The sequence below is a fragment of the Fervidibacillus halotolerans genome, from assembly GCF_026547205.1.
GTDB classification, from domain to species: Bacteria; Bacillota; Bacilli; order Bacillales; family Caldibacillaceae; genus Fervidibacillus; species Fervidibacillus halotolerans.
The window spans coordinates 2,288,953-2,308,948 of the sequence record NZ_CP106877.1 but is presented as its reverse complement, the minus strand read 5'-3'; the positions used below and the strand labels follow the sequence as shown (position 1 = coordinate 2,308,948).

Below are 19,996 nucleotides of genomic sequence, written 5' to 3'. Positions count from 1 at the left end.
AACAAATTACGATGGAATCCCAACGACCACAATCACTGTTCCCAGAGTATTCCAAAGGGATGACTTTTTTTCAAAATCGAACCAAATCTTGAATGGTTGGTGATTATGGATAAAATTTGTTTGTTTTCCAATTTAACCATACCTTTCAAGCAGGTGACGTTTTTCAAAAAAGATTCAGATCTTGTTGGTCTGAAAAGCGGTTTCGGAATTTTTCCATACTTACAAAACTCATTTTTTAAAAGGTTTCGGATTTTGTATTGTGATTAAGGATTACATTCACTAATCCATTTAACAATGCGATTACATACTCGTTGAATCGTTCGCTGGTTTTTTACGAAACATATACATAACGACTGGAATGGCAACAAGTGCTATAATCGCAACCGTTACGCCAACAGCTCCAAACCAATTAGTAATATATCCGAGGAAGATTCCAGAAGCAGCAAAGTCAGCATCAGAGAACGTCGTATTCGCAAATCCTAGGTCACCTAATACAGGCATAAGGAATACAGGTAAGAAGGTGATCAATAGACCATTAAAGAATGAACCGATTGTTGCTCCGCGAATTCCACCTGTAGCGTTACCAAATACCCCTGCTGTTGCACCAGTAAAGAAATGAGGAACAACACCTGGAAGAATAATTATTGCACCGAAAATTCCAAGAACGAACATTCCAACAATCCCACCTAGGAAACTGCAGAAGAATCCAAGTAAAACAGCATTTGGTGCATATGGGAAAACAATCGGACAGTCGAGAGCTGGTTTTGCATTTGGAACAAGTTTATTCGAAATCCCTTTAAATGCTGGAACAATTTCCGCCAAAATTAAACGAACACCTGAGAGGATAACGAATACGCCTGCTGCAAACGTAACTGCTTGGATCACAGAATAAACGAGATAATGTGTGCCGCCACTTAAGTTTTCTTCAATAAAAGTTGGCCCAGTAACGACTGCAACAATGAGATAAAGAATAGTCATCGTTAAAGCGATACTAACAGAACTATCTCGAAGAAATCCTAAACCTTTCGGGAAATTAATTTTTTCCGTGGAGCGGGAGTTTTTACCTACAACTTTTCCAATTGCACCGGATAAAACATAACCGAGTGTACTAAAATGGCCAAAACCAACTTGATCATTTCCAGTTATTTTCCGCATAAACGGTTGGGCAAGTGCCGGGAAGAAAGACATAATAAAACCGAGTGCTAAAGAACCGACAAAGACCAATTGGAAACCTTCAAGTCCGGCTACGACTAAAATAACGGCGATTAAACAAGCCATGTACAACGTATGATGACCTGTTAAAAAGATATATTTTAAATTTGTGAAACGGGCAACTAAAATATTTGCAATCATACCGAAAAACATGATAAGTGCCGTCGTCGAACCGAATTCGGTTAACGCCATCGCAACGATTGCCTCGTTATTCGGTACGACACCGTTTACATTAAAGGCCTCTTGGAACATTTGCCCAAATGGATCTAATGAACCGACCAAAATTCCCGCACCTGCAGAAAGAACGATGAATCCTAAAAATGTTTTTGTTGTTCCTTTAATTATGTCAGAAACCGGTTTCTTTTGAATCAGTAATCCAATTAGGGCAATAAGAGCGACAAGTACGGCAGGTTGACTCAAAATATCCATTATTAATTTCAATAGTCCTTCAAACATTGGGAAACCTCCTTGTTATTTTATAAATAAGGTTATAAAATATTCATCTCTTCTAATTTGGATTTTAGTTTTGTTTTCAATTCATCTTGATCGATGATGCTTTCTAATACGATTCTTTCTCCTAAATGGCTTGCACCTTCCGCAATATCTTTTGCCATGACAAATAGGTCGGCTGCATCACTTGTTGCTGAACTTAAATCGGAATGTTCCACTTCAATATTGTCGACGCCAAGTTCTGACAGTGCTTGTTGAATGTTCATTTCTAACATAAAACTACTTCCAAGACCTGATCCACAAATCGCTAAAATTTTCATCATAAACCCCTCCTGACGTTTAATATGGTGTAAATGTGCAAAAATCATTCAACCTTTTGAAAAATTTCTTAGCTCCATGTATTCCTTTCCCGTCGTGGACAAAGTGATAATCCTTTACCAACCACCTCCTTAAATAAAATATGGACAACTTACTGATCTGAATAGCTTTGGATGAGTTCGAGAACTTCTTCTTTTGAAGTGGCAGCGAACAATTGGTTTAAACTTTCCTTATTGCCAAGTAATTTCGTTAATTGTGATAGCGCCTTTAAATGACTATTATTGTCAATGGCTGCTAGACAAATGAGAATTTGCACTTGATTTTTTTCTTCATTTAAAATGTTCGTCGGTTCTGTTAGTTTTAAAAAGCTCATCCCTAATTTTTCTACGCCAAATTCCGGTCGGGCATGGGGAATGGCGATACCTGGGTGAATAACGATATAAGGTCCGATTTCTTCTACGTTTTCAATCATTTTATCGATATAACTTTGAGTGATAGCTCCTTTTTCTAACAGCGGTTTGGCGGTAATCGCAATCGCTTCCTTCCAATCGGAAACGTTTTGTTGAAATTGAATCATGTCTTCGGTTAATAATTCGTTGAGCATCGGTTGGTTCCCCCTAATGTGTGTTGTTTCAGGTTGACCGTATAACAGTTTGGAAATTGCTTCGGTCAGCCCTTTTTTGTCTTTGATGGATGCATGTTTTTCCACAATTTTTATAATTTGTTCTGGTGTCGGGTAGGACGTAGGTTTAGTTGATAAATATTGAAAAACGGCATGTTGCAAATGCTTTTTTTCCACCTCATTCATAATCGGTTTTACGATAAATAACGGCTTTGTCGTATCGAGCGGAATGGTGGAAAAGATCATATCGTATTCATTGGGATCCATTTTTAAAAAGGTATCTTTTGAAATAGATGTCACCCAAGTGAACATCGGAAATAAATTTTTAAGATACGTTTCGACCATTAGGCTTGAACTAATACCGTTTGGACAAACAATCATCGCTCGATAACCTTGTTCGTCAATTACTGATTCCTTTTCTAACAGGGCACCGAAATGTAAGGAGAGGAAACCAATTTCTTCATCTGGAATTTCAATATTTAACATCTCTCCAATCGGCCGCATGACCTCTGAAACGATTTGAAAAATGGTGTGGTGTTCTTCTTTAATTTCCTTTAATAACGGATTTGTAATCGGAATTTTATACAACATTCGGTAATAGGCCGGTTGAAAATGACCGAATAAGGATTCGAATGCTTTTTGTTTATCTTCAATTTGGATGCATGTATACCGTTCGAAATCTTGAATCATTTTTTTCGTTACTTCCGTTAAAATGGTGGAAGAATGTGCCGGAACATTTCCAACGGTAATGCCGAGTAATAACATCGTTAAATACGTAAGTTCTTCTGGTAGTAAGGATCCTTCCAACTGTTTTTGAATAGCTTTTGCCGCTTCATACATGTTATGTTTTCCTAAAAATTCCATCGTTCCGGAATAAATTTGAATGTATTTTTTTTCCTTTTGTCGGATATGGACCATCTGCAGCAAATAAATAAACTCAAACATTCGCCCTTCGATAAAGGTGAGATGATATTGTGTAGCCAGCTGAATCATCTTTTTTTCATATTTTGCATATTGGTCTTCCAAATTATGAGCGAAAAAAACAAATGATAAAATTTCGCCCCTTCTTGGGTGGGAAGAAAATAAGGAGATGCACTTTAAAATTAAATTGCGCTTGTCATCTTCCTGTCCCTTTAAGTGGAACCCCTTTTCCCTTGAATAATGAATTTGAACGCGAAAGTCTTTACTTATTTCATTCGCCTTTTTAATATCGCTTGTGATTGTGTTTTTGCTCACATTCAATAATGATTGGTAGTGAGCATGGGAAAGCAAATCTGTACGAATAAAAGTGTAAATGAGTAAAAGTAAAGCTCGTTCTTCACCATTGAAAACATACGTTTTATGAAATAGCACATCCTTGTTTTGATTCCAAAAATCAATCATTTCAGAAGGGATGGATAATTGATTTTGATCAATCGTAATTTCAGGGAGATGTCTAAGTTTTAACCAGTAATTGATTTTGTCCAAGGAATAAAAAAATTGTCTGGATGAAATTTTTTTTGTCTTTAGAACAACTTCGATTGAGATTGGACGAACAGTTGCTAAATAATGAAATAATTCCAAACTATTTCGATCAAGCATAGCGCATCCTCCCTTCATAGTCTTATTATAAGTGAATTCGCTTACAAATATAGATGTGATTCATCACAAACGTTGTCACCGTCTCATCGCCCCATTGGGATGGGTCGAGGGGACAGGAACTTTGACCCAGGTGTCCTAAAGTAGGAGCGAAGTGGGTCAAGGGGACAGGAAGTGGGTCAAGGGGACAGGAACTTTGACCCAGGTGTCCTAAAGTAGGTGCGAAGTGGGTCAAGGGGACAGGAACTTTGACCCACAAATTACTTGATTAATTTAATTTTTAACAATAATTAAAATGTAATCGCTTACAACAAAAGGAGGGCTATAATCGGGAAATTTGATGGGAAGGTCGTACTTGTAACGGGTGCAGCAAGAGGTATCGGGTAGGAGTTAGTGAAAAAAGTCGTTAGTGAGGGAGCCTCGGTTGCTTTAGTAGATTTAAATTTAGAGGCTTTGAGGGCAGTGGAGAAAGAGTTGGCTTTAAGTGATGAACGCGTCTTATCGATTGCCGCTGATGTTTCAAAAGAAGAAGATGTGAAAAATTACGTAGAAAAGACAGTTGAAAAGTTTGGAAAGATCGATGCGTTTTTCAATAATGCGGGTGTGGAAGGGAAATACGCACTAGTAGAAGACTATCCGACTGATGTTTTTGATTTCGTTTTAAATGTTAATGTTCGTGGTGTCTTTTTACGATTAAAATATGTAATCCCTGTTATGAAAAAACAAAGGAAAGGAGCAGTTTTGAATACTGCATCTGTGGCAGGTCTAATGGGAGCACCTGGAATGATCGCTTATAATACGTCGAAACATGCGGTCATTGGGATGACAAGAGTCGTTGCAGCAGAATTGGCTGAACTAGGAATTCGCATTAATGCTTTAGCTCCAGGAGTCATCAATACGCGAATGATGAGACAAATTGAAGAAAATATGGCTCCAGGTGCTGCGAAAGAAGTAGAAAAAGCTTATGCGGAAGCCGTTCCAATGAAAAGGTATGGAAATCCAGATGAAGTTGCTAATGTTGCCATGTTCCTTTTATCTGATGATGCATTTTATGTAACAAGTTCCATTTATACGGTGGATGGAGGAATGTTGCCTCAGTAGGATAAGGGGATAGCCTCTGGAAAACAAGACCTCCCAAAAAAACGAAGGTCTCTTTCTTTGTTCCAAAGTGGTCCAAAGGAACCGGAACCCCGACCCACCAAATTTTGGAAGTTTGAAAGTGGGCCAAAAGAACCGGAACCCCGACCCACTGCTGGGTCAAGAGAACCGGAACCCCGACCCACTCCACATGTTGATTTATTATTCTTCTTTCAAACATAGGGATTTGTTTATCGCTAATTGGATTGTTTTCCATAGCAAATATACGACCAAGACGAGTAAGCCGGCCACTTGAAGTTGAAATAGCCAACTGTAATATACTTTTCCAGTTTCCGCATACATAAAATACGTCGCGTTCGTAACCGCTGCGGACGGGAAGAGATACGCCCACCATGAAATAAAAAATGGGATTGTAAAAAATCGTTTGAATTGAAATAACAATAGCAGTCCAATATAAAAGGCGATTCCAAATAAAATATAAGCGAAAGAATCCAATTCACCTACTAACTTCAAATAAGAAACCATCCCTACTCCAGGAGGTGCTAATAAAATATAAAAAGTCGGCCTTAACTTCGGGGGAAGTACTGGATGGAAAAACATACGATACAAAAACAAAGTAATATAGACGATACTAAAAAAGATCCCCAAACTAAAAAACAACCAATTTATGTCCACCCCAGCATGGTACACCCCAGCTAGTGGAACGACGAGATTTCCGACGATCGGAATAAACCAAGCCGGATTAAATTGGGGCACTTCGAAGGTATGTTTCCAAATGACCTTCGTAAGAATAAATAAAGTAAAGATCAGTTGAAGAACTGCCCCGGCGATCCAAAGGTAAAAGGACAAAAGCTCGTTGATTTCATAATAGGGAACGCTTAATAACAATAAACTAATGGAAATTGCCGCAAAAAAATTCATTCGCACGGGATGATTGAAATCTTTTTTCACATCCTCTTTAAATCGAATAAGTCGATGAAGAAGTATAATCGCGTTAATCAAAAATAGCAGGCTAGCGAAAATAAGAAAAGTAGTAGATATACCATGGCCGATTTCCCACATGTTTTCAAATAGTTTTAGAGATATCGTTACGCCAGAGATCCCCATCACACTAGCGAATAAAGCAATTGGAAAGTAGCGTAATCCTCTTTCAACCTTTTGATTCATTTTTTCTCTCCCTTTTGATTCATTTTTTCATATAAACTATAATACGGAATGATTCCGATTTTATCATCTATTATGCTTGGGGACAGTCCCTCTGCTATAATAGAAGAAAAATCGTTAGGGTGATCACCATGAAAAAGACTATTTTAAAAAACGATTGGGCCCCTCTTTTACAAGAAGAGTTTACAAAACCGTATTATTTACAGTTGAGAGAATTTTTGAAAAAAGAATATGCAACTTACACAGTGTATCCGGATATGTACGATATATTCAATGCCCTCCATTACACCCCCTTTCATCAAGTGAAGGTGGTCATCTTGGGACAAGATCCGTACCATGGACCGAATCAAGCCCATGGACTCAGTTTTTCTGTAAAACCAGGCGTCCCTTTTCCGCCATCATTAAAAAATATATTCATTGAATTACAAAATGATATCGGTTGTCCGCTACCGAAAGATGGATATTTAGTCCCTTGGGCAAAGCAAGGGGTATTGTTATTGAACACAGTACTGACCGTAAGAAAAGGAATCGCCCATTCCCATAAAGGAAAAGGGTGGGAACAATTTACAGACATGGTCATTGAACAGTTAAATAAAAAGGATCATCCAATCGTCTACATATTATGGGGAAGTGCTGCCCAAAGTAAAATATCGTTAATTGACACGACGAAACATTATATTATTAAATCACCCCATCCAAGCCCGTTATCTGCCCACCGAGGATTTTTCGGGAGCAAACCTTTTTCGAAAACGAATGAAATCTTACGAGAAATCGGGCAGGAAGAGATCGACTGGCAGTTGCCAATTGTTGCACATGAAATTCGAGTGTAGTTGATAAAAAAGCGGACGATTCGATGAAAACTTTGTTCATCCAGTCTAAAGCGTGTTTATTTTTTAGACTCTATTTTTTGTAAAATATATTTCCCTTACAAAGTAGACTAAAAGCAAGATGGGTAAAACAAAAAAAGGGTGATATACATGGGTAAGAGAATTAGTTTTGATCATGAATCCGGGTTCGGTTATATTTATGTATTTACAAAAAAATACAAATACACCATCGAGGAAACGGAAGAACTAGAAGTTAATCCTTTTATATCTTTAGATATAGATACAGAAGGGAAAATCGTTGGTTTAGAATTATTTGGTGAAGAGGCACTCGGCCTTAAAAATTTAGTTAAAGAAAAAAATATATATACGAAAAATGAACATAAATATTCTTTTCGTATGAATGAAAAAGAAGTAGTAAGTAAATATCATTTTTTAGGAATAGACTTCTTATTTTCTAAAGAAGATTATAAGGGATTCATCGGCTTTGATATCATCGATTTAGAAAGATACCCGGAAAACAAACTGTAACGTAAAGGACGCATCTTTAAGTGGATTGTTCAACTTAGAGATGCTTTTTTCATTCTAAAACCAAATAGTAATAACAATACCTGCCAAAAGTTTCACATGACTCTTCCATTTTTTCCACAACCATCATTTTTCAATCCGCATTCAAAACATGCCATCTTCCAACAAATATATTCATTTTTTTCTAAAAATATAAAAAATTGACTTGACATACAAAAACTGAACAATTAGAATTTTTATAACAAATTATTTCCACTCAATAGGATTAATTCAAAGGGTGATTACATTGTCATTGCGGGAAAAAAAGATTGCGAAGAAAAGGGAAGATATTTTACGATCAGCAGTAAAAATCATATCGGAAAAGGGATACCATAAAACGACTTTAGAAGATATAGCCGCCCATCTATATATGACGAAGGGATCCATCTACTATTATTTTAAGGACAAGCAAGATTTAATCTATCAGACGCAAGCAATGCTAATTCAAGAAAGCATTGAAAATATAAAAAATGTGATAGAAGAACAAGGAAATGTGACCGAAAAACTGCGCCGGGCGATGATCAAACATATCGAGTTCGTCATTAGAGAGAGGATGGGTTTTTCCATTGGTATCAAACCGGAACAAGTTTTTGAAAAACAATATTTAGAGAAAATATTGCATCTACGTGGACAATATGAGTCCTATTTTGACCGAATCATCACGATGGGTGTGGAAGAAAAGGTTTTTCACCCGGTCGATGTGAAAATCGTTAGAAATCTTTTACTTGGTGCAATGAACTGGGTTGTCCAATGGTATTCGCCAGAAGGAAAAAAGGATGTAAAGGAGCTGGCGGAGACCATTTCGGATTATTTATTGCGGATTCTTTTGAAAGGAGGAGAAAATTCAACCGAAGAAATGTAAGCGGTTAAAACAATTTACCTGTTTAAGGTTTTTTAAAAATGGGTCTACGAATCTATCGGATTGTTTTAACTTGCTATTCAACGCTGCAAGAAAAAAATGAATCTTACAAACGAAGGGGGAAAGGGAGAATGAATGTAGAAAACCATGTGGCCGTCATAACGGGGGGAGCTTCCGGTTTGGGAGAGGCTACTGTCCGGAAAATTGTAGAAAGTGGAGGGAAGGCAGCCATTTTCGATTTGGATGAAAAAAGGGGACGAAGCTTAAAGGAAGAACTCGGGAGCCAGGTCCATTTTGTAAAGGTGGATGTAGCTGATGAAAAAAGTGTTGAATCCGGTATTAAGGAAGTGATAGAAATATTCGGCGGCATCCATATTCTCGTCAATTGTGCTGGAATTGCCATTGCTAAAAAAACCGTCGGAAAAAATGGTGCCCATGATTTAGCATCCTTTTCGAAAGTTATTCAAGTGAACTTGATTGGAACGTTTAACATGATTCGACTTGCTGCAGAAAAAATGGTCGAAAATGAACCGAATGAACATGGGGAAAGGGGTGTGATCATTAATACCGCATCGGTAGCAGCCTTTGAAGGGCAAATTGGTCAAGTAGCGTACAGTGCATCGAAAGGGGGCGTTGTCGGCATGACGCTACCAGTTGCACGGGATTTGGCACCCTTTGGCATCCGGGTTATGACGATTGCACCGGGACTCTTTAACACACCACTTTTTTCTACTTTACCGGAAAAGGCACGGGAAGCGTTAGGAAAAATGACCCCATTTCCACAGCGGCTCGGTGATCCTAATGAATACGGAATGCTCGTGAAAAGCATAATTGAAAACCCAATGTTAAATGGTGAAACGATTCGTCTAGATGGTGCGATTCGCATGCAGCCGAAATAAAAAATAACAAGTGGATACGGCTAGTTTTAATTTGGGAAAAAACGGATGAGAAACGGACCGATAAAATGGGGTGAATCCTTTGAAAAGAGCGTTTATAAAAGAAGAACATGATATTTTTCGCGACTCTTTAAGAAAATTTTTAGAAAAGGAAGCGATTCCCTATTACAACGAATGGGAAAAGGAAAAACAAGTTCCCCGTTCATTTTGGAAAAAATTAGGTAAACAAGGGTTTCTATTTCCACAGGCAGAGGAACGATACGGAGGGTTTCAGGCAGATTTTGGCTATTCCGTCGTGTTAAATGAAGAGTTGGAACGGGTAGGATCTGGATTAATTGGGATCGGATTACATAACGACATTGTTATGCCATACATCGACTCCTATGGGACAGAAGAACAAAAACAACGATGGATTCCTGGGGCTATTCGTGGCGATCTCATTTCAGCCATTGCGATGACAGAGCCGGGGGCAGGTTCGGATTTAGCAGGCATTAAAACGGTTGCAATCCGAGAAGGTGATCATTATATATTAAACGGAGAAAAGACATTTATTACAAATGGATATTCAGCAGATCTGGTCATTGTTGTTGCAAAAACGAATCCGAATGCAAATCCACCTCATAAAGGGATCAGTTTATTTGTCGTGGAGGCGGGAACCCCCGGCTTTTCAAAAGGGAAAAAATTGGAAAAAATTGGGCAACATGCAAATGACACGAGTACGCTCATTTTTGAAGATGCCCGCGTTTCGAAAGACAATCTTCTCGGAGAAGAGGGAAAAGGCTTTTTCTATTTGATGGAAAAACTTCAGCAAGAACGATTACTCGTCGCAATCCAAAGTTTAAAAGCTGCGGAAATGATGTTGGAGGAAACGATCGAATATGTCAAGGAAAGAACCGCCTTTGGACAGCCGATCTCTAAGTTTCAAAACACCCAGTTTAAAATAGCGGAAATGAAAACGGAACTGGAAATCGGTCGTACTTTCGTCGATCGACTCATTGAAGATCATACGGCAAAAAAATCGATTGTAACCGAAGTGTCGATGGCAAAATGGTGGGTGACCGATGTAGCGAAAAAAATAGCGGGGGAATGTTTGCAGCTTCACGGCGGGTACGGATATATGGAAGAATATCCGATTGCTAGAAGGTATCGAGACATTATTGTGACATCCATTTATGCAGGTACGAACGAAATTATGAAACAAATCATCGCAAAAAATATCGGTTTGTAATGGGAATCGATCAACCGATTGCAAAGAAAAATCATTTTTACAAATCCCACTAACATACGTTTTTGTATAGAAGGTAGGGGATTAAACGATTTCTTAGAACTGTTCATTATAACGAGGAAAGGGGAAAGAGAATGCGGGAAGCGGTGATTGTAGAAGGAGTCCGAACACCGATTGGAAAGAAAAAAGGAAAGTTAAGCGGAATACGTGCGGAAGAGCTAGCAGCCAAACCAATAAAGGAATTGATAAATAGGACTGGAATTTCACCAAAAATGATTGAAGATGTGATTTATGGCTGCGTCACCCAAGTGGGCGAGCAATCACAAGATATTGCGAGACAAGCGGCATTAATTGCAGGATTACCGATGGACGTTCCCGGCGTGACAATCGACAGGCAATGTGGTTCAAGTCAACAAGCCGTTCATTTCGCTGCTCAAGCAATATTAAGTGGAGATATGGACGTGGTCATAGCCGGCGGTGTGGAAAGCATGTCTCGGGTTCCAATCGGATCCAACACTTTGGGCGTTACCTTTAGCGAACAATTAACGAAAAAATATGACATCATTCATCAAGGATTATCTGCGGAACGAATCGCCGACAAGTGGGGGATAAGTAGGGAAGAAATGGATGCGTTTTCATTGGAAAGCCACCATCGGGCGATTGTTGCAAAACGAAACGGGCGATTTGAAAGGGAAATTATACCGGTGGAAGTGGAGCATCCCGATGGAACGGTCGAGGTGGTAAAGGAGGATGAAGGCCCGAGAACGGATACGTCCATAGAAAAACTCGCTGCATTGCAACCGGCTTTTCATGAACAGGGACAAATTACTGCAGGAAACTCGAGCCAAATTAGCGATGGGGCTGCAGCCTTGTTGATCATGTCAAGGGAAAAGGCGGTACAACTCGGACTAAAGCCACGGTTTCGCATTATTGCTCGAACGGTGGTCGGTTCTGATCCGACATTGATGCTCACCGGTCCGATTCCTGCCACTTGGAAAGTGTTAAAAAAGGCTGGTCTTTCCATTGATGACATTGATGCATTCGAAGTGAATGAAGCCTTCGCATCCGTTCCAATTGTCTGGTTAAAAGAAACAGGTGCCGATTCGAAAAAATTGAATCCGAACGGTGGAGCCATCGCCCTCGGTCATCCTTTAGGTGCAAGTGGAGCTAGGCTCATGATTACGATGATGCATGAATTGGAACGGACCGGTGGAAAATACGGACTTCAAACGATGTGTGAAGGATTTGGGATGGCTAATGCGACCATTATTGAAAGATTGGATTGATAAGTCAAACTGGTCTTATTTGGATATGGAATCACTCGGTTCGTTTTGGCTTCGAATGACAGTTGTCCTTTGTTGAAATTATAAAAGCAGGTTTTAACTCAGTCCGTTTACACCTTCTTCTTCATCGACCTTTTATTGCCATCGTTCCGAGTAGGCTTTGACCCGACTCGTTTGACTCCCTTTTGAAAATACATCGTTGGGGTGGGGAACAATCGGAAACTTGTCATGAAAATAGATCATCGATCGGATAAGGAAATAAATGAAAAAGAAGGGAGGGATGTTTTTGCCTTTATCATCCATTCGTGTTTTAGATTTAACCCGTCTCCTTCCCGGTCCTTTTGCGACAATGGTTTTAGCTGATTTCGGAGCGGAAGTGATTAAAATTGAAGATCCGAAAGTCGGAGATTATGCACGACAATTCGAACCGAAAGTGGATGAAAGTAGTGCGATATTCCATTCGTTAAACCGAAATAAAAAAAGCATCATCCTTGATTTGAAGAAAGAGAGTGGAAAGGATCAATTTTTGAAATTGGTCAAGATAGCCGATGTGGTCATCGAATCGTTCCGGCCGGGTGTGATGGAACGGCTCGGTCTCGGTTATCAAATATTAAAAAAAGTCAATCCAAAGCTAATATATTGTGCAATAACCGGTTACGGGCAGACGGGTCCATATGCGAAGATGCCAGGACATGATATTAATTTTATTAGTTACGCTGGTTTTTTAAATATAAATCGTGGAACTGATGGAAAGCCGTCAATCCCAGCCGTGCAAATTGCTGATCTTGGAGGTGGGGCATATCCGGCAATCGTAGGAATTCTCCTTGCCCTTTTTGAACGGGAACGATCGGGGAAAGGCCAGTTTATTGATATTTCTATGCTGGATGGTGTCCTTGCCTGGATGCAGACAACATTACCGAATTTTTTCATGAAGGGAGATGAAGATTCATATTTGAACGAATTCCTTACCGGGGAGTTAGCTTGTTATTCCATTTATCAAACAAAGGATGATCGATGGCTATCAGTAGGAGCATTGGAGCCGAAATTTTGGAAAGTATTTTGTCAACGGATTGGAAAAACAGACCTTATTCCCTTGCTCTATTCCCCGCAGCGTAAACAGGAGTGGATGAAAGCCGAAATACAATCGGTAATTTCTACAAAAACGTTGGACGAGTGGATGGAAATTTTCAAAGGAAGTGAAGCCTGTGTATCTCCAGTTTTACGTTTTCAAGAAATGATTCGTCACCCACAAATTCAAGCTAGGAAAATGATTGAACGGATTGGCGGTGAACGACACACTGTCCAACAGATCGGAATTCCGATTAAACTATCGGAAACACCTGGTAAAATCCGGTCGCCTGCACCAAAACATGGAGAGCATACATCGGACATTTTAAGAGAAATTGAAGAATATCGAGGTGTAACTACGGAATCGGATGAATGAAAACATCACATAGGCGAAGATAAATTCCTTTGCGCATAAAATACAGAATATTTAAAAAATAGGAGGGAGAACATTGCATATCGGTTTAACATTAGCACGTAATGCAAGAAGAATTCCGGAAAAAAAGGCGATAATTTATGGTGAAAAAGAATATACGTATGCTCAATTTAATCAGGAGGTAAACAAATTAGCAAACGGCCTATTGAATAAGGGGATTCAAAAGGGAGATAAAGTGGCGTTAATGATGAAAAACTCCGATTTATTTATGATCGTATTTTATGCAATATTAAAGGCTGGTGCTGTTGCGGTCCCAATTAATTTTCGTTTAACAGCAAGGGAGGCAGCATATATTTTACAAGATTCGGATTCGGTATGTGTCTTTTTTGACGGAACGTATCGGGAACTTATCCAAGAAGCAGGGAAAGATAACCATCAGTTGAAATATATGGTTTGTGTTGATCAAACCCCTTTGCCGGAACAAATGAGCTTGTCCGATATGATTTCGGAAAATAGTTCAGAACCGGATATAACCGTTGATGAACGGGATGACGCGGAAATATTGTATACTTCCGGTACAACAGGATATCCGAAAGGGGCATTGTTTGACCACCATCGGATCATTCATGTTGCTTTGTCAACCGCTATCATCTTAAAATTAGGCCCGGAAGATCGGTTACTACATGTGGCACCGATGTTTCATTCTGCCGAATTAAATTTATTTACTGTTACCGGTACTTATTTGGGGTGCACTCAAATCGTTCATCAGCAGTTTCAACCGATGGACGTGTTAAGAGATATAGAGAAATATCATATCAGTTTCTTTTTTGGTATACCGACGATGTATAATTTTCTCCTTCAAGTACCGAATGCTGAAGAATACAATTTATCATCGGTAAAGCGTTGTGCTTATGGAGCAGCACCGATGCCCATCGCCTTGTTAGAAAAATCGATGGCGTTTTTTGGAACGGACCAATTTTACAATTTGTGTGGATTAACGGAGGGTGGTCCTGGAGGTGTTTATTTATTACCTGAAGAACATAAGACGAAAATCGGTGCCGGTGGCAAATCAATGTTAAATACGGAAGTTCGTGTAGTGGATGAAATGAATAAGGATGTGTATCCGGGACAAGTAGGAGAAATGATTCTCAAAAGTGAAATGATGATGAAGCGATATTACAACAAACCAGAAGAAACAGCGAAAACGATTAAGGATGGGTGGTTATATACGGGAGATTTGGCAATTATTGATGAAGATGGCTATATTACCCTAGTTGATCGAAAAAAAGACATGATTATTAGCGGTGGAGAAAATATTTATTCAACCGAAGTAGAGCACGTATTGTATCGCCATCCACAAATTTTAGAGGCGGCTGTAGTTGGAGCCCCTGATGAAGTATGGGGAGAACGGGTAGTAGCCATTATTGTTCCGAAAGAGGGGGGAAAATTGGATCATGAAGAAATTAAGACCTTTTGTAGGAAACATTTAGCTGGATACAAAATTCCTTCAGAGATTATTGAAGAGAAGAAAATTCCCCGAAATGCTTCTGGAAAAGTGTTAAAGTATAAAATTCGTCAAGCTATAAGGTCGGGGCATCCGATTTCATCGATATAACAATGAAGCCTTTCAACTAGTATGAAACAGTTCTTTTCCTCAAACAATCGCCTAATGGAAAGTGGAGATTTTATATAACTTTTACAATTCATTGGACAAAAGGTATTGACCTTATAATCACGATTTGTCAGTATACGATTCCTACCTGATTTAGAATATTTATATGTATGAAATTATAAAAAATACGGGCTAACCTCGCCTTCTTCATCACTTCGCCCCTGATTTGTGGAAAAGCTAGAAAGGAAAGTGCAGATAGTTTTTCGAACGGTTGATTCTTCTATAAGGTGAAGAGGGGGAGGTTTTACGTGTCTTATACGCTAATTTATTGGGTATCAAAATTACATAGGGTCAAAAAATGGAAAAGTTCGAGAATAAGTGAAATCCTTCTTTTTTACTGAGGATTGGTGGTGGACGATAAAGAAATGGGATTTTTATTTTTCCCATACAGCAGTTTAATTTTTTTCATTAGGGATTTCTTTTCATGTCATTTGAATGAAGGTAGGGACGGTTTTGAAAGAAATGGGCGGAATGGAAAATATTTTTATAAAATTCAAACAAAAACACTTGACATTAAAGATAGAAAAATTAGAATTTTAGTATAAATAATTTTTTCACAATGCATAAAATTAAAACGCTTACAATAAGAATCATTAAATTAATAATAATGTTAGATTTGGAGAAAACCTCGTGAAAAGACAGCACTATTTTTTAAAGGAGGGGATTGCCTGCTTTTTTGACATGAATCGTTGAGGATGATTCATCACGGATTCAATCGTTTAAATTTTGGATGGGGACCGTTATGGGAGAAATTTTAAAGGGACGAAAACAAAGGGGGAATGAAATATGATGATGGATGTGCCATTAACCTTAACCCAAATGGTGGAAAGGGCAGAAAAATACTATCCGAAAAAGGTGATTATTTCCCGAACGACGAAAGGAATCTTCCGTTATACGTACAAAGAAATGGGGGAAAGAACCCGGTCTCTTGCAAGCGCTTTAAAAAAGCTCGGGGTAGAAAAGGGAGATCGAATCGGCACCTTTGCATGGAATGATCATCGTCATTTGGAGACGTATTTTGCCATTCCATGTATAGGGGCGATTTTGCATACGATTAATATTCGCCTTTCACCAGACCATTTAAGTTACGTCATTAATCATGCTGAAGATAAAATCATTTTTGTTGACGCGACGCTTCTTCCCGTTTTGGAAAAGGTGAGAGATCATTTAAATACGGTGAAAGCAATTGTAGTAATGGGGGATGCGGACGAATTACCGAAAACGGGTTTTTCCAACGTTTATTCCTATGAAAAGTTATTGGAAATCGGCGATAAAAACTTTGAGTTCCCTAATGATATTGAAGAAAACGATGCGGCTGGAATGTGTTACACGTCTGCAACAACGGGAAAACCTAAAGGTGTCGTGTATTCTCATCGGGGAATCGTTTTACATGCTATGGCTCTAGGTTTGGCGGATACAGTAGCCCTTTCCGAATCGGATATTATCATGCCCGTTGTTCCGATGTTTCACGTAAATGCGTGGGGTACTCCTTTCGCTTCCACATGGTATGGTACAACACAAGTGTTTCCCGGTCCGATGCCGACTCCAAAGGATTTAGCCGAATTAATCGAGACATTTCATGTGACCGTTACCGCGGGAGTTCCAACCATTTTAATTGGTCTGTTGAATGAATTTGAAAAGAAAAAATATAAAACGGATAGTTTACGAGGTGTGTTATGTGGCGGTTCAGCAGCACCGAAGGGAATTATACAAGCGTATGAAAAGAAATTCCATATTCCATTCTTCCATGCTTATGGAATGACGGAGACGACACCACTTGTAACGATCTCCAAGTTAAAAAGCTACCAACAAAATTTGCCTTATGAAGAACAATTGGAAATTCGTGCGAAACAAGGAGTTGTTGTACCGGGGTTAGAAATTAAAGTCGTCAATGAAAACGGAGAAGTGAAACGGGATGGAAAGGAAATGGGCGAGCTGTTAGTACGTGGTCCATGGATTGCCAAAGAATACTATAAAGATGAACGGACAAAGGAATCGTTTAAGGACGGGTGGTTACATACTGGAGATGTGGTCACCATTGATGAAGAAGGATTTATCAAAATCGTCGACCGAACGAAGGACTTGATTAAAAGTGGTGGCGAGTGGATTTCGTCCGTTGATCTAGAAAATGCTTTAATGACCCATGATGCGGTACTGGAAGCAGCAGTTGTTGCCGTTCCCCACCCGAAATGGATGGAACGTCCGGTAGCTTGTGTCGTATTGAAAGAAGGAAAGCAGGCGACGAAAGAAGAACTAATCGACTATTTACGTCCGCAGTTTGCAAAATGGTGGCTTCCCGATGAAGTTCTCTTCCTCGATGAAATTCCGAAAACGACCGTTGGAAAGTTTTTGAAAGCGAAATTGCGTGAATATGTAGCTGAACGATTAAAAGTTTCTGAATCGTGATGGTTAAATTCGGTTAGTAAACCACTTCCTCCTTTTCGTTAGCGGATTAACTGTTTACTGTTTTCGAGATGTTTGGTATGCGTGGTACGGCTAACTCTAATATAGGAATTTTGAAAAACGTCACTTGGATTTTGAGAACAGTCTCCCGCTTATTCACATAAAAAAGTGGGAGACGACTTTTCATGATTTTTACATGTTATTCCAAAGTGCATAAAGAATAGGACACACCAACGTAAAAATCGTTTTTTGAAAAAGATTGATCGGTTTGTCGGTCATAATTTCCGACTCTCTTTGTTTTCATGAAAAGAGCGATGTAAACTTTTGATAAATCGGAATATTGGAAAATAGATTTTATCCATTATACTATGAATATAGTGGTGGATTTTTGTAAAGCGGATTGGGAAATGGTTACGGACTAATGGATTGAACTTTCACCTGGTCCATCCGTTTATTCAATGGCAACGATGAAAAAATTAATGGAGGTGAACAATGTCGATGAATGCAGTAGAACGTTTAAAGGAATCCGTCACATTACCAGTTATAATGGCACCGCTGTTTATCATTTCCAATCCAAAGATGACCATCAAGGCCTGTGAAGCAGGTATTATTGGAACTTTCCCGGCTTTGAATGCTCGTACGAGTGAACAATTGGAACAGTGGTTGCAAGAAATTGTGGAGGGCATAAAGGAGGCGAAAGAGAAGCACCCGGACAAAAAAATCGCTCCATGGGGAATTAATTTTATTAGCCATCGGACAAATAAACGGTTTCTAGAGGATTTGCAGTTAATTAAAAAATATGAACCACCCCTTGTTATTACGTCATTAGGTGATCCTTCCCCCGTAGTTGAAGTCGTCCATGCATACGGTGGAGTCGTCTTTTCCGATGTCATTAATGTGAAGTATGCGAAAAAGGCGATTGAAAAGGGAACGGACGGTTTAGTACTCGTTTCCAGTGGTGCGGGAGGTCATGGAGGAACGTACAATCCCTTTGCGTTCATTCATGAAGTGAAACGGTTTTGGGATGGTCCGATTGTTTTAGCTGGTGCCATTTCAAAGGGAGAAGATATCCTCGCCGCGGAAATTTTAGGAGCGGATTTTTCCTATATTGGAACCCGATTTATCTCGGCGGAAGAAAGCGGGGCTAATGAAAAGTATAAGGAAATGGTTATCGAATCCACGATTGAAGATATTATGTACACCGATGCCATCAGTGGAATTCATGCGAACTTTTTAATTCCGAGTATGAAAAATGCAGGTTTAGATCCGGAACGATTGAAAAAGAAGGAAAAAATCGATTTATCCGAATTAGCGAATACAGAAGTGAAAGCCTGGCGGGATGTATGGTCAGCGGGCCAAGGCGTCGGTTCCATTACAAAAATCCAGTCCGTTGAAGAAATTGTTGAGGAATTGACAAATGAATACAACAACGCAAAGGAAAAGATTATAAAGGGGGCATATCACTTCACCCAAAATGAATGAACATTCACTCATAGTGGGCAGGGGTTCCGGTTCCTTTGGCCCACCATTTTCTGGAAAGTGGGTCGAGGTTCCGGTTCCCTTGTCCCACTCTTGCCTAAAAAAACTTAAGAAATTGAGGTGGATATACGGTGAGTATCGTTAATGTTTATAAGAAGGATCGGATTGCCTATGTGAAGATGAACAGGCCAGAAAAATTAAATGCCCTTTCAATCGAATTAATTGAAGGTTTGATCGATGCCTTTCAAGAGGCGGATAGGGATGAGGATGTAAATGTTATCCTTTTATCCGGCGAAGGGAAATCCTTTTGTGCGGGAGGAGATATTTCATCCTTTCAACAATTGAAAAACACAGCAGAAATTACATTTTGGATGAAAAGGGCAACAAAGTTAGAGGAAACGATTCGAAATTTGGATAAGTATGTCATAAGTGCTGTACACGGTTATGCCGCAGGAGCCGGATTTAGTTTGGCTCTTGCGACGGATATGGTTGTGGCCCATAAAGATGCGGCCTTTTCCTTTAGTTTTTCGAATATCGGTCTAATTCCGGATTTAGGTTTAGTAAAAAATTTGGTAAAAAATGTATCTTTACCGGTTGCAAAGGAATGGATTTCGACAGGTGCCACCATTTCTGCAAAAGAAGCCGAATCCAAGGGGCTTGTGAACCGGATTGCCGAGGGGGATGTACTGGAAGAGGCTACCCGATTTGCCCAAAGGATTGTAAACGGTCCTCCTCTAGCCAATAAATTTGTCAAATATTTAGTGAACAATGCTTCAGACATGGGAAATGAATCGAATTTGATGCAAGAAATTACGATTCAAGCGTTACTATTGCAATCGGAAGACTGTCAGGAAGGCGTAAAGGCCTTTTTCGAAAAAAGAAAACCTGTGTTTTCAGGAAAATAA

Annotated in this window: 17 protein-coding genes; 13 read left to right on the top strand and 4 right to left on the bottom strand. The window is 39.3% G+C overall.

Going from position 1 to position 19,996, the window contains the following annotated elements; all coding sequences use genetic code 11:
* Positions 1-300 precede the first annotated feature (300 nt).
* From OE105_RS10945 to OE105_RS10935, 3 genes are all read right to left on the bottom strand, one after another.
* A complete protein-coding gene (locus OE105_RS10945) occupies positions 301-1,668 on the bottom strand; it encodes a PTS ascorbate transporter subunit IIC (protein WP_275420214.1) in 1,368 nt (455 codons plus the stop codon).
* Between the two features lie 32 nt (positions 1,669-1,700).
* Positions 1,701-1,982, bottom strand: coding sequence for a PTS sugar transporter subunit IIB (locus OE105_RS10940; RefSeq protein WP_275420213.1), 282 nt, complete (start codon positions 1,980-1,982; stop codon positions 1,701-1,703).
* Positions 1,983-2,131: 149 nt separating this feature from the next.
* On the bottom strand, positions 2,132-4,183 hold the full coding sequence (locus tag OE105_RS10935) for a BglG family transcription antiterminator (protein WP_275420212.1): 2,052 nt from the start codon (positions 4,181-4,183) through the stop codon (positions 2,132-2,134).
* Positions 4,184-4,573: 390 nt separating this feature from the next.
* Here OE105_RS10935 and OE105_RS10930 point away from each other — a divergent pair, with 390 nt between their 5' ends.
* A complete protein-coding gene (locus OE105_RS10930; protein ID WP_275420211.1) occupies positions 4,574-5,281 on the top strand; it encodes an SDR family NAD(P)-dependent oxidoreductase in 708 nt (235 codons plus the stop codon).
* 198 nt (positions 5,282-5,479) lie between these two features.
* Here the strand turns inward: OE105_RS10930 and OE105_RS10925 are convergent, their stop codons facing one another.
* On the bottom strand, positions 5,480-6,445 hold the full coding sequence (locus tag OE105_RS10925) for an SLAC1 anion channel family protein (RefSeq protein WP_275420210.1): 966 nt from the start codon (positions 6,443-6,445) through the stop codon (positions 5,480-5,482).
* A 128-nt stretch (positions 6,446-6,573) separates the two neighbouring features.
* On the opposite strand from OE105_RS10925, the gene OE105_RS10920 reads away from it, so the two are divergent.
* From OE105_RS10920 to OE105_RS10865, 12 genes are all read left to right on the top strand, one after another.
* Complete coding sequence (locus OE105_RS10920; protein WP_275420209.1) at positions 6,574-7,272, top strand: uracil-DNA glycosylase; 699 nt, start codon at positions 6,574-6,576, stop codon at positions 7,270-7,272.
* Between the two features lie 147 nt (positions 7,273-7,419).
* Positions 7,420-7,797, top strand: a complete 378-nt coding sequence (locus OE105_RS10915; RefSeq protein WP_275420208.1) for a DUF2283 domain-containing protein — start codon at positions 7,420-7,422, stop codon at positions 7,795-7,797.
* 283 nt (positions 7,798-8,080) lie between these two features.
* Entirely contained in the window at positions 8,081-8,695 is a 615-nt protein-coding gene (locus OE105_RS10910; RefSeq protein ID WP_275420207.1) for a TetR/AcrR family transcriptional regulator, read from the top strand.
* Between the two features lie 128 nt (positions 8,696-8,823).
* Complete coding sequence (locus OE105_RS10905) at positions 8,824-9,591, top strand: 3-hydroxyacyl-CoA dehydrogenase (protein WP_275420206.1); 768 nt, start codon at positions 8,824-8,826, stop codon at positions 9,589-9,591.
* Positions 9,592-9,670: 79 nt separating this feature from the next.
* On the top strand, positions 9,671-10,816 hold the full coding sequence (locus OE105_RS10900) for an acyl-CoA dehydrogenase family protein (protein ID WP_275420205.1): 1,146 nt from the start codon (positions 9,671-9,673) through the stop codon (positions 10,814-10,816).
* 131 nt (positions 10,817-10,947) lie between these two features.
* Positions 10,948-12,099: a thiolase family protein gene (locus OE105_RS10895; RefSeq protein ID WP_275420204.1), complete on the top strand. Its 1,152-nt coding sequence runs from the start codon at positions 10,948-10,950 to the stop codon at positions 12,097-12,099.
* Between the two features lie 277 nt (positions 12,100-12,376).
* Entirely contained in the window at positions 12,377-13,540 is a 1,164-nt protein-coding gene (locus tag OE105_RS10890; protein ID WP_275420203.1) for a CaiB/BaiF CoA transferase family protein, read from the top strand.
* A gap of 73 nt (positions 13,541-13,613) precedes the next feature.
* A complete protein-coding gene (locus OE105_RS10885) occupies positions 13,614-15,152 on the top strand; it encodes a class I adenylate-forming enzyme family protein (protein WP_275420202.1) in 1,539 nt (512 codons plus the stop codon).
* 407 nt (positions 15,153-15,559) lie between these two features.
* Entirely contained in the window at positions 15,560-15,754 is a 195-nt protein-coding gene (locus OE105_RS10880; RefSeq protein WP_275420201.1) for a hypothetical protein, read from the top strand.
* 244 nt (positions 15,755-15,998) lie between these two features.
* Complete coding sequence (locus OE105_RS10875) at positions 15,999-17,615, top strand: long-chain fatty acid--CoA ligase (RefSeq protein WP_275422169.1); 1,617 nt, start codon at positions 15,999-16,001, stop codon at positions 17,613-17,615.
* A 489-nt stretch (positions 17,616-18,104) separates the two neighbouring features.
* Positions 18,105-19,094 carry an NAD(P)H-dependent flavin oxidoreductase gene (locus OE105_RS10870; RefSeq protein WP_275420200.1) on the top strand — a complete coding sequence of 330 codons (990 nt, stop codon included), beginning with the start codon at positions 18,105-18,107 and terminating at the stop codon, positions 19,092-19,094.
* 128 nt (positions 19,095-19,222) lie between these two features.
* A complete protein-coding gene (locus OE105_RS10865; protein WP_275420199.1) occupies positions 19,223-19,996 on the top strand; it encodes an enoyl-CoA hydratase/isomerase family protein in 774 nt (257 codons plus the stop codon).

Bases quoted from the DNA above. Each gene is read 5' to 3' on its own strand.
- OE105_RS10870 (WP_275420200.1), top strand. From the start codon at position 18,105: ATGTCGATGAATGCAGTAGAACGTTTAAAGGAATCCGTCACATTACCA.
- OE105_RS10905 (WP_275420206.1), top strand. From the start codon at position 8,824: ATGAATGTAGAAAACCATGTGGCCGTCATAACGGGGGGAGCTTCCGGT.
- OE105_RS10875 (WP_275422169.1), top strand. From the start codon at position 15,999: ATGATGGATGTGCCATTAACCTTAACCCAAATGGTGGAAAGGGCAGAA.
- OE105_RS10920 (WP_275420209.1), top strand. From the start codon at position 6,574: ATGAAAAAGACTATTTTAAAAAACGATTGGGCCCCTCTTTTACAAGAA.
- OE105_RS10925 (WP_275420210.1), bottom strand. From the start codon at position 6,445: ATGAATCAAAAGGTTGAAAGAGGATTACGCTACTTTCCAATTGCTTTA.
- OE105_RS10945 (WP_275420214.1), bottom strand. From the start codon at position 1,668: ATGTTTGAAGGACTATTGAAATTAATAATGGATATTTTGAGTCAACCT.
- OE105_RS10940 (WP_275420213.1), bottom strand. From the start codon at position 1,982: ATGAAAATTTTAGCGATTTGTGGATCAGGTCTTGGAAGTAGTTTTATG.
- OE105_RS10935 (WP_275420212.1), bottom strand. From the start codon at position 4,183: ATGCTTGATCGAAATAGTTTGGAATTATTTCATTATTTAGCAACTGTT.
- OE105_RS10890 (WP_275420203.1), top strand. From the start codon at position 12,377: ATGTTTTTGCCTTTATCATCCATTCGTGTTTTAGATTTAACCCGTCTC.
- OE105_RS10915 (WP_275420208.1), top strand. From the start codon at position 7,420: ATGGGTAAGAGAATTAGTTTTGATCATGAATCCGGGTTCGGTTATATT.
- OE105_RS10895 (WP_275420204.1), top strand. From the start codon at position 10,948: ATGCGGGAAGCGGTGATTGTAGAAGGAGTCCGAACACCGATTGGAAAG.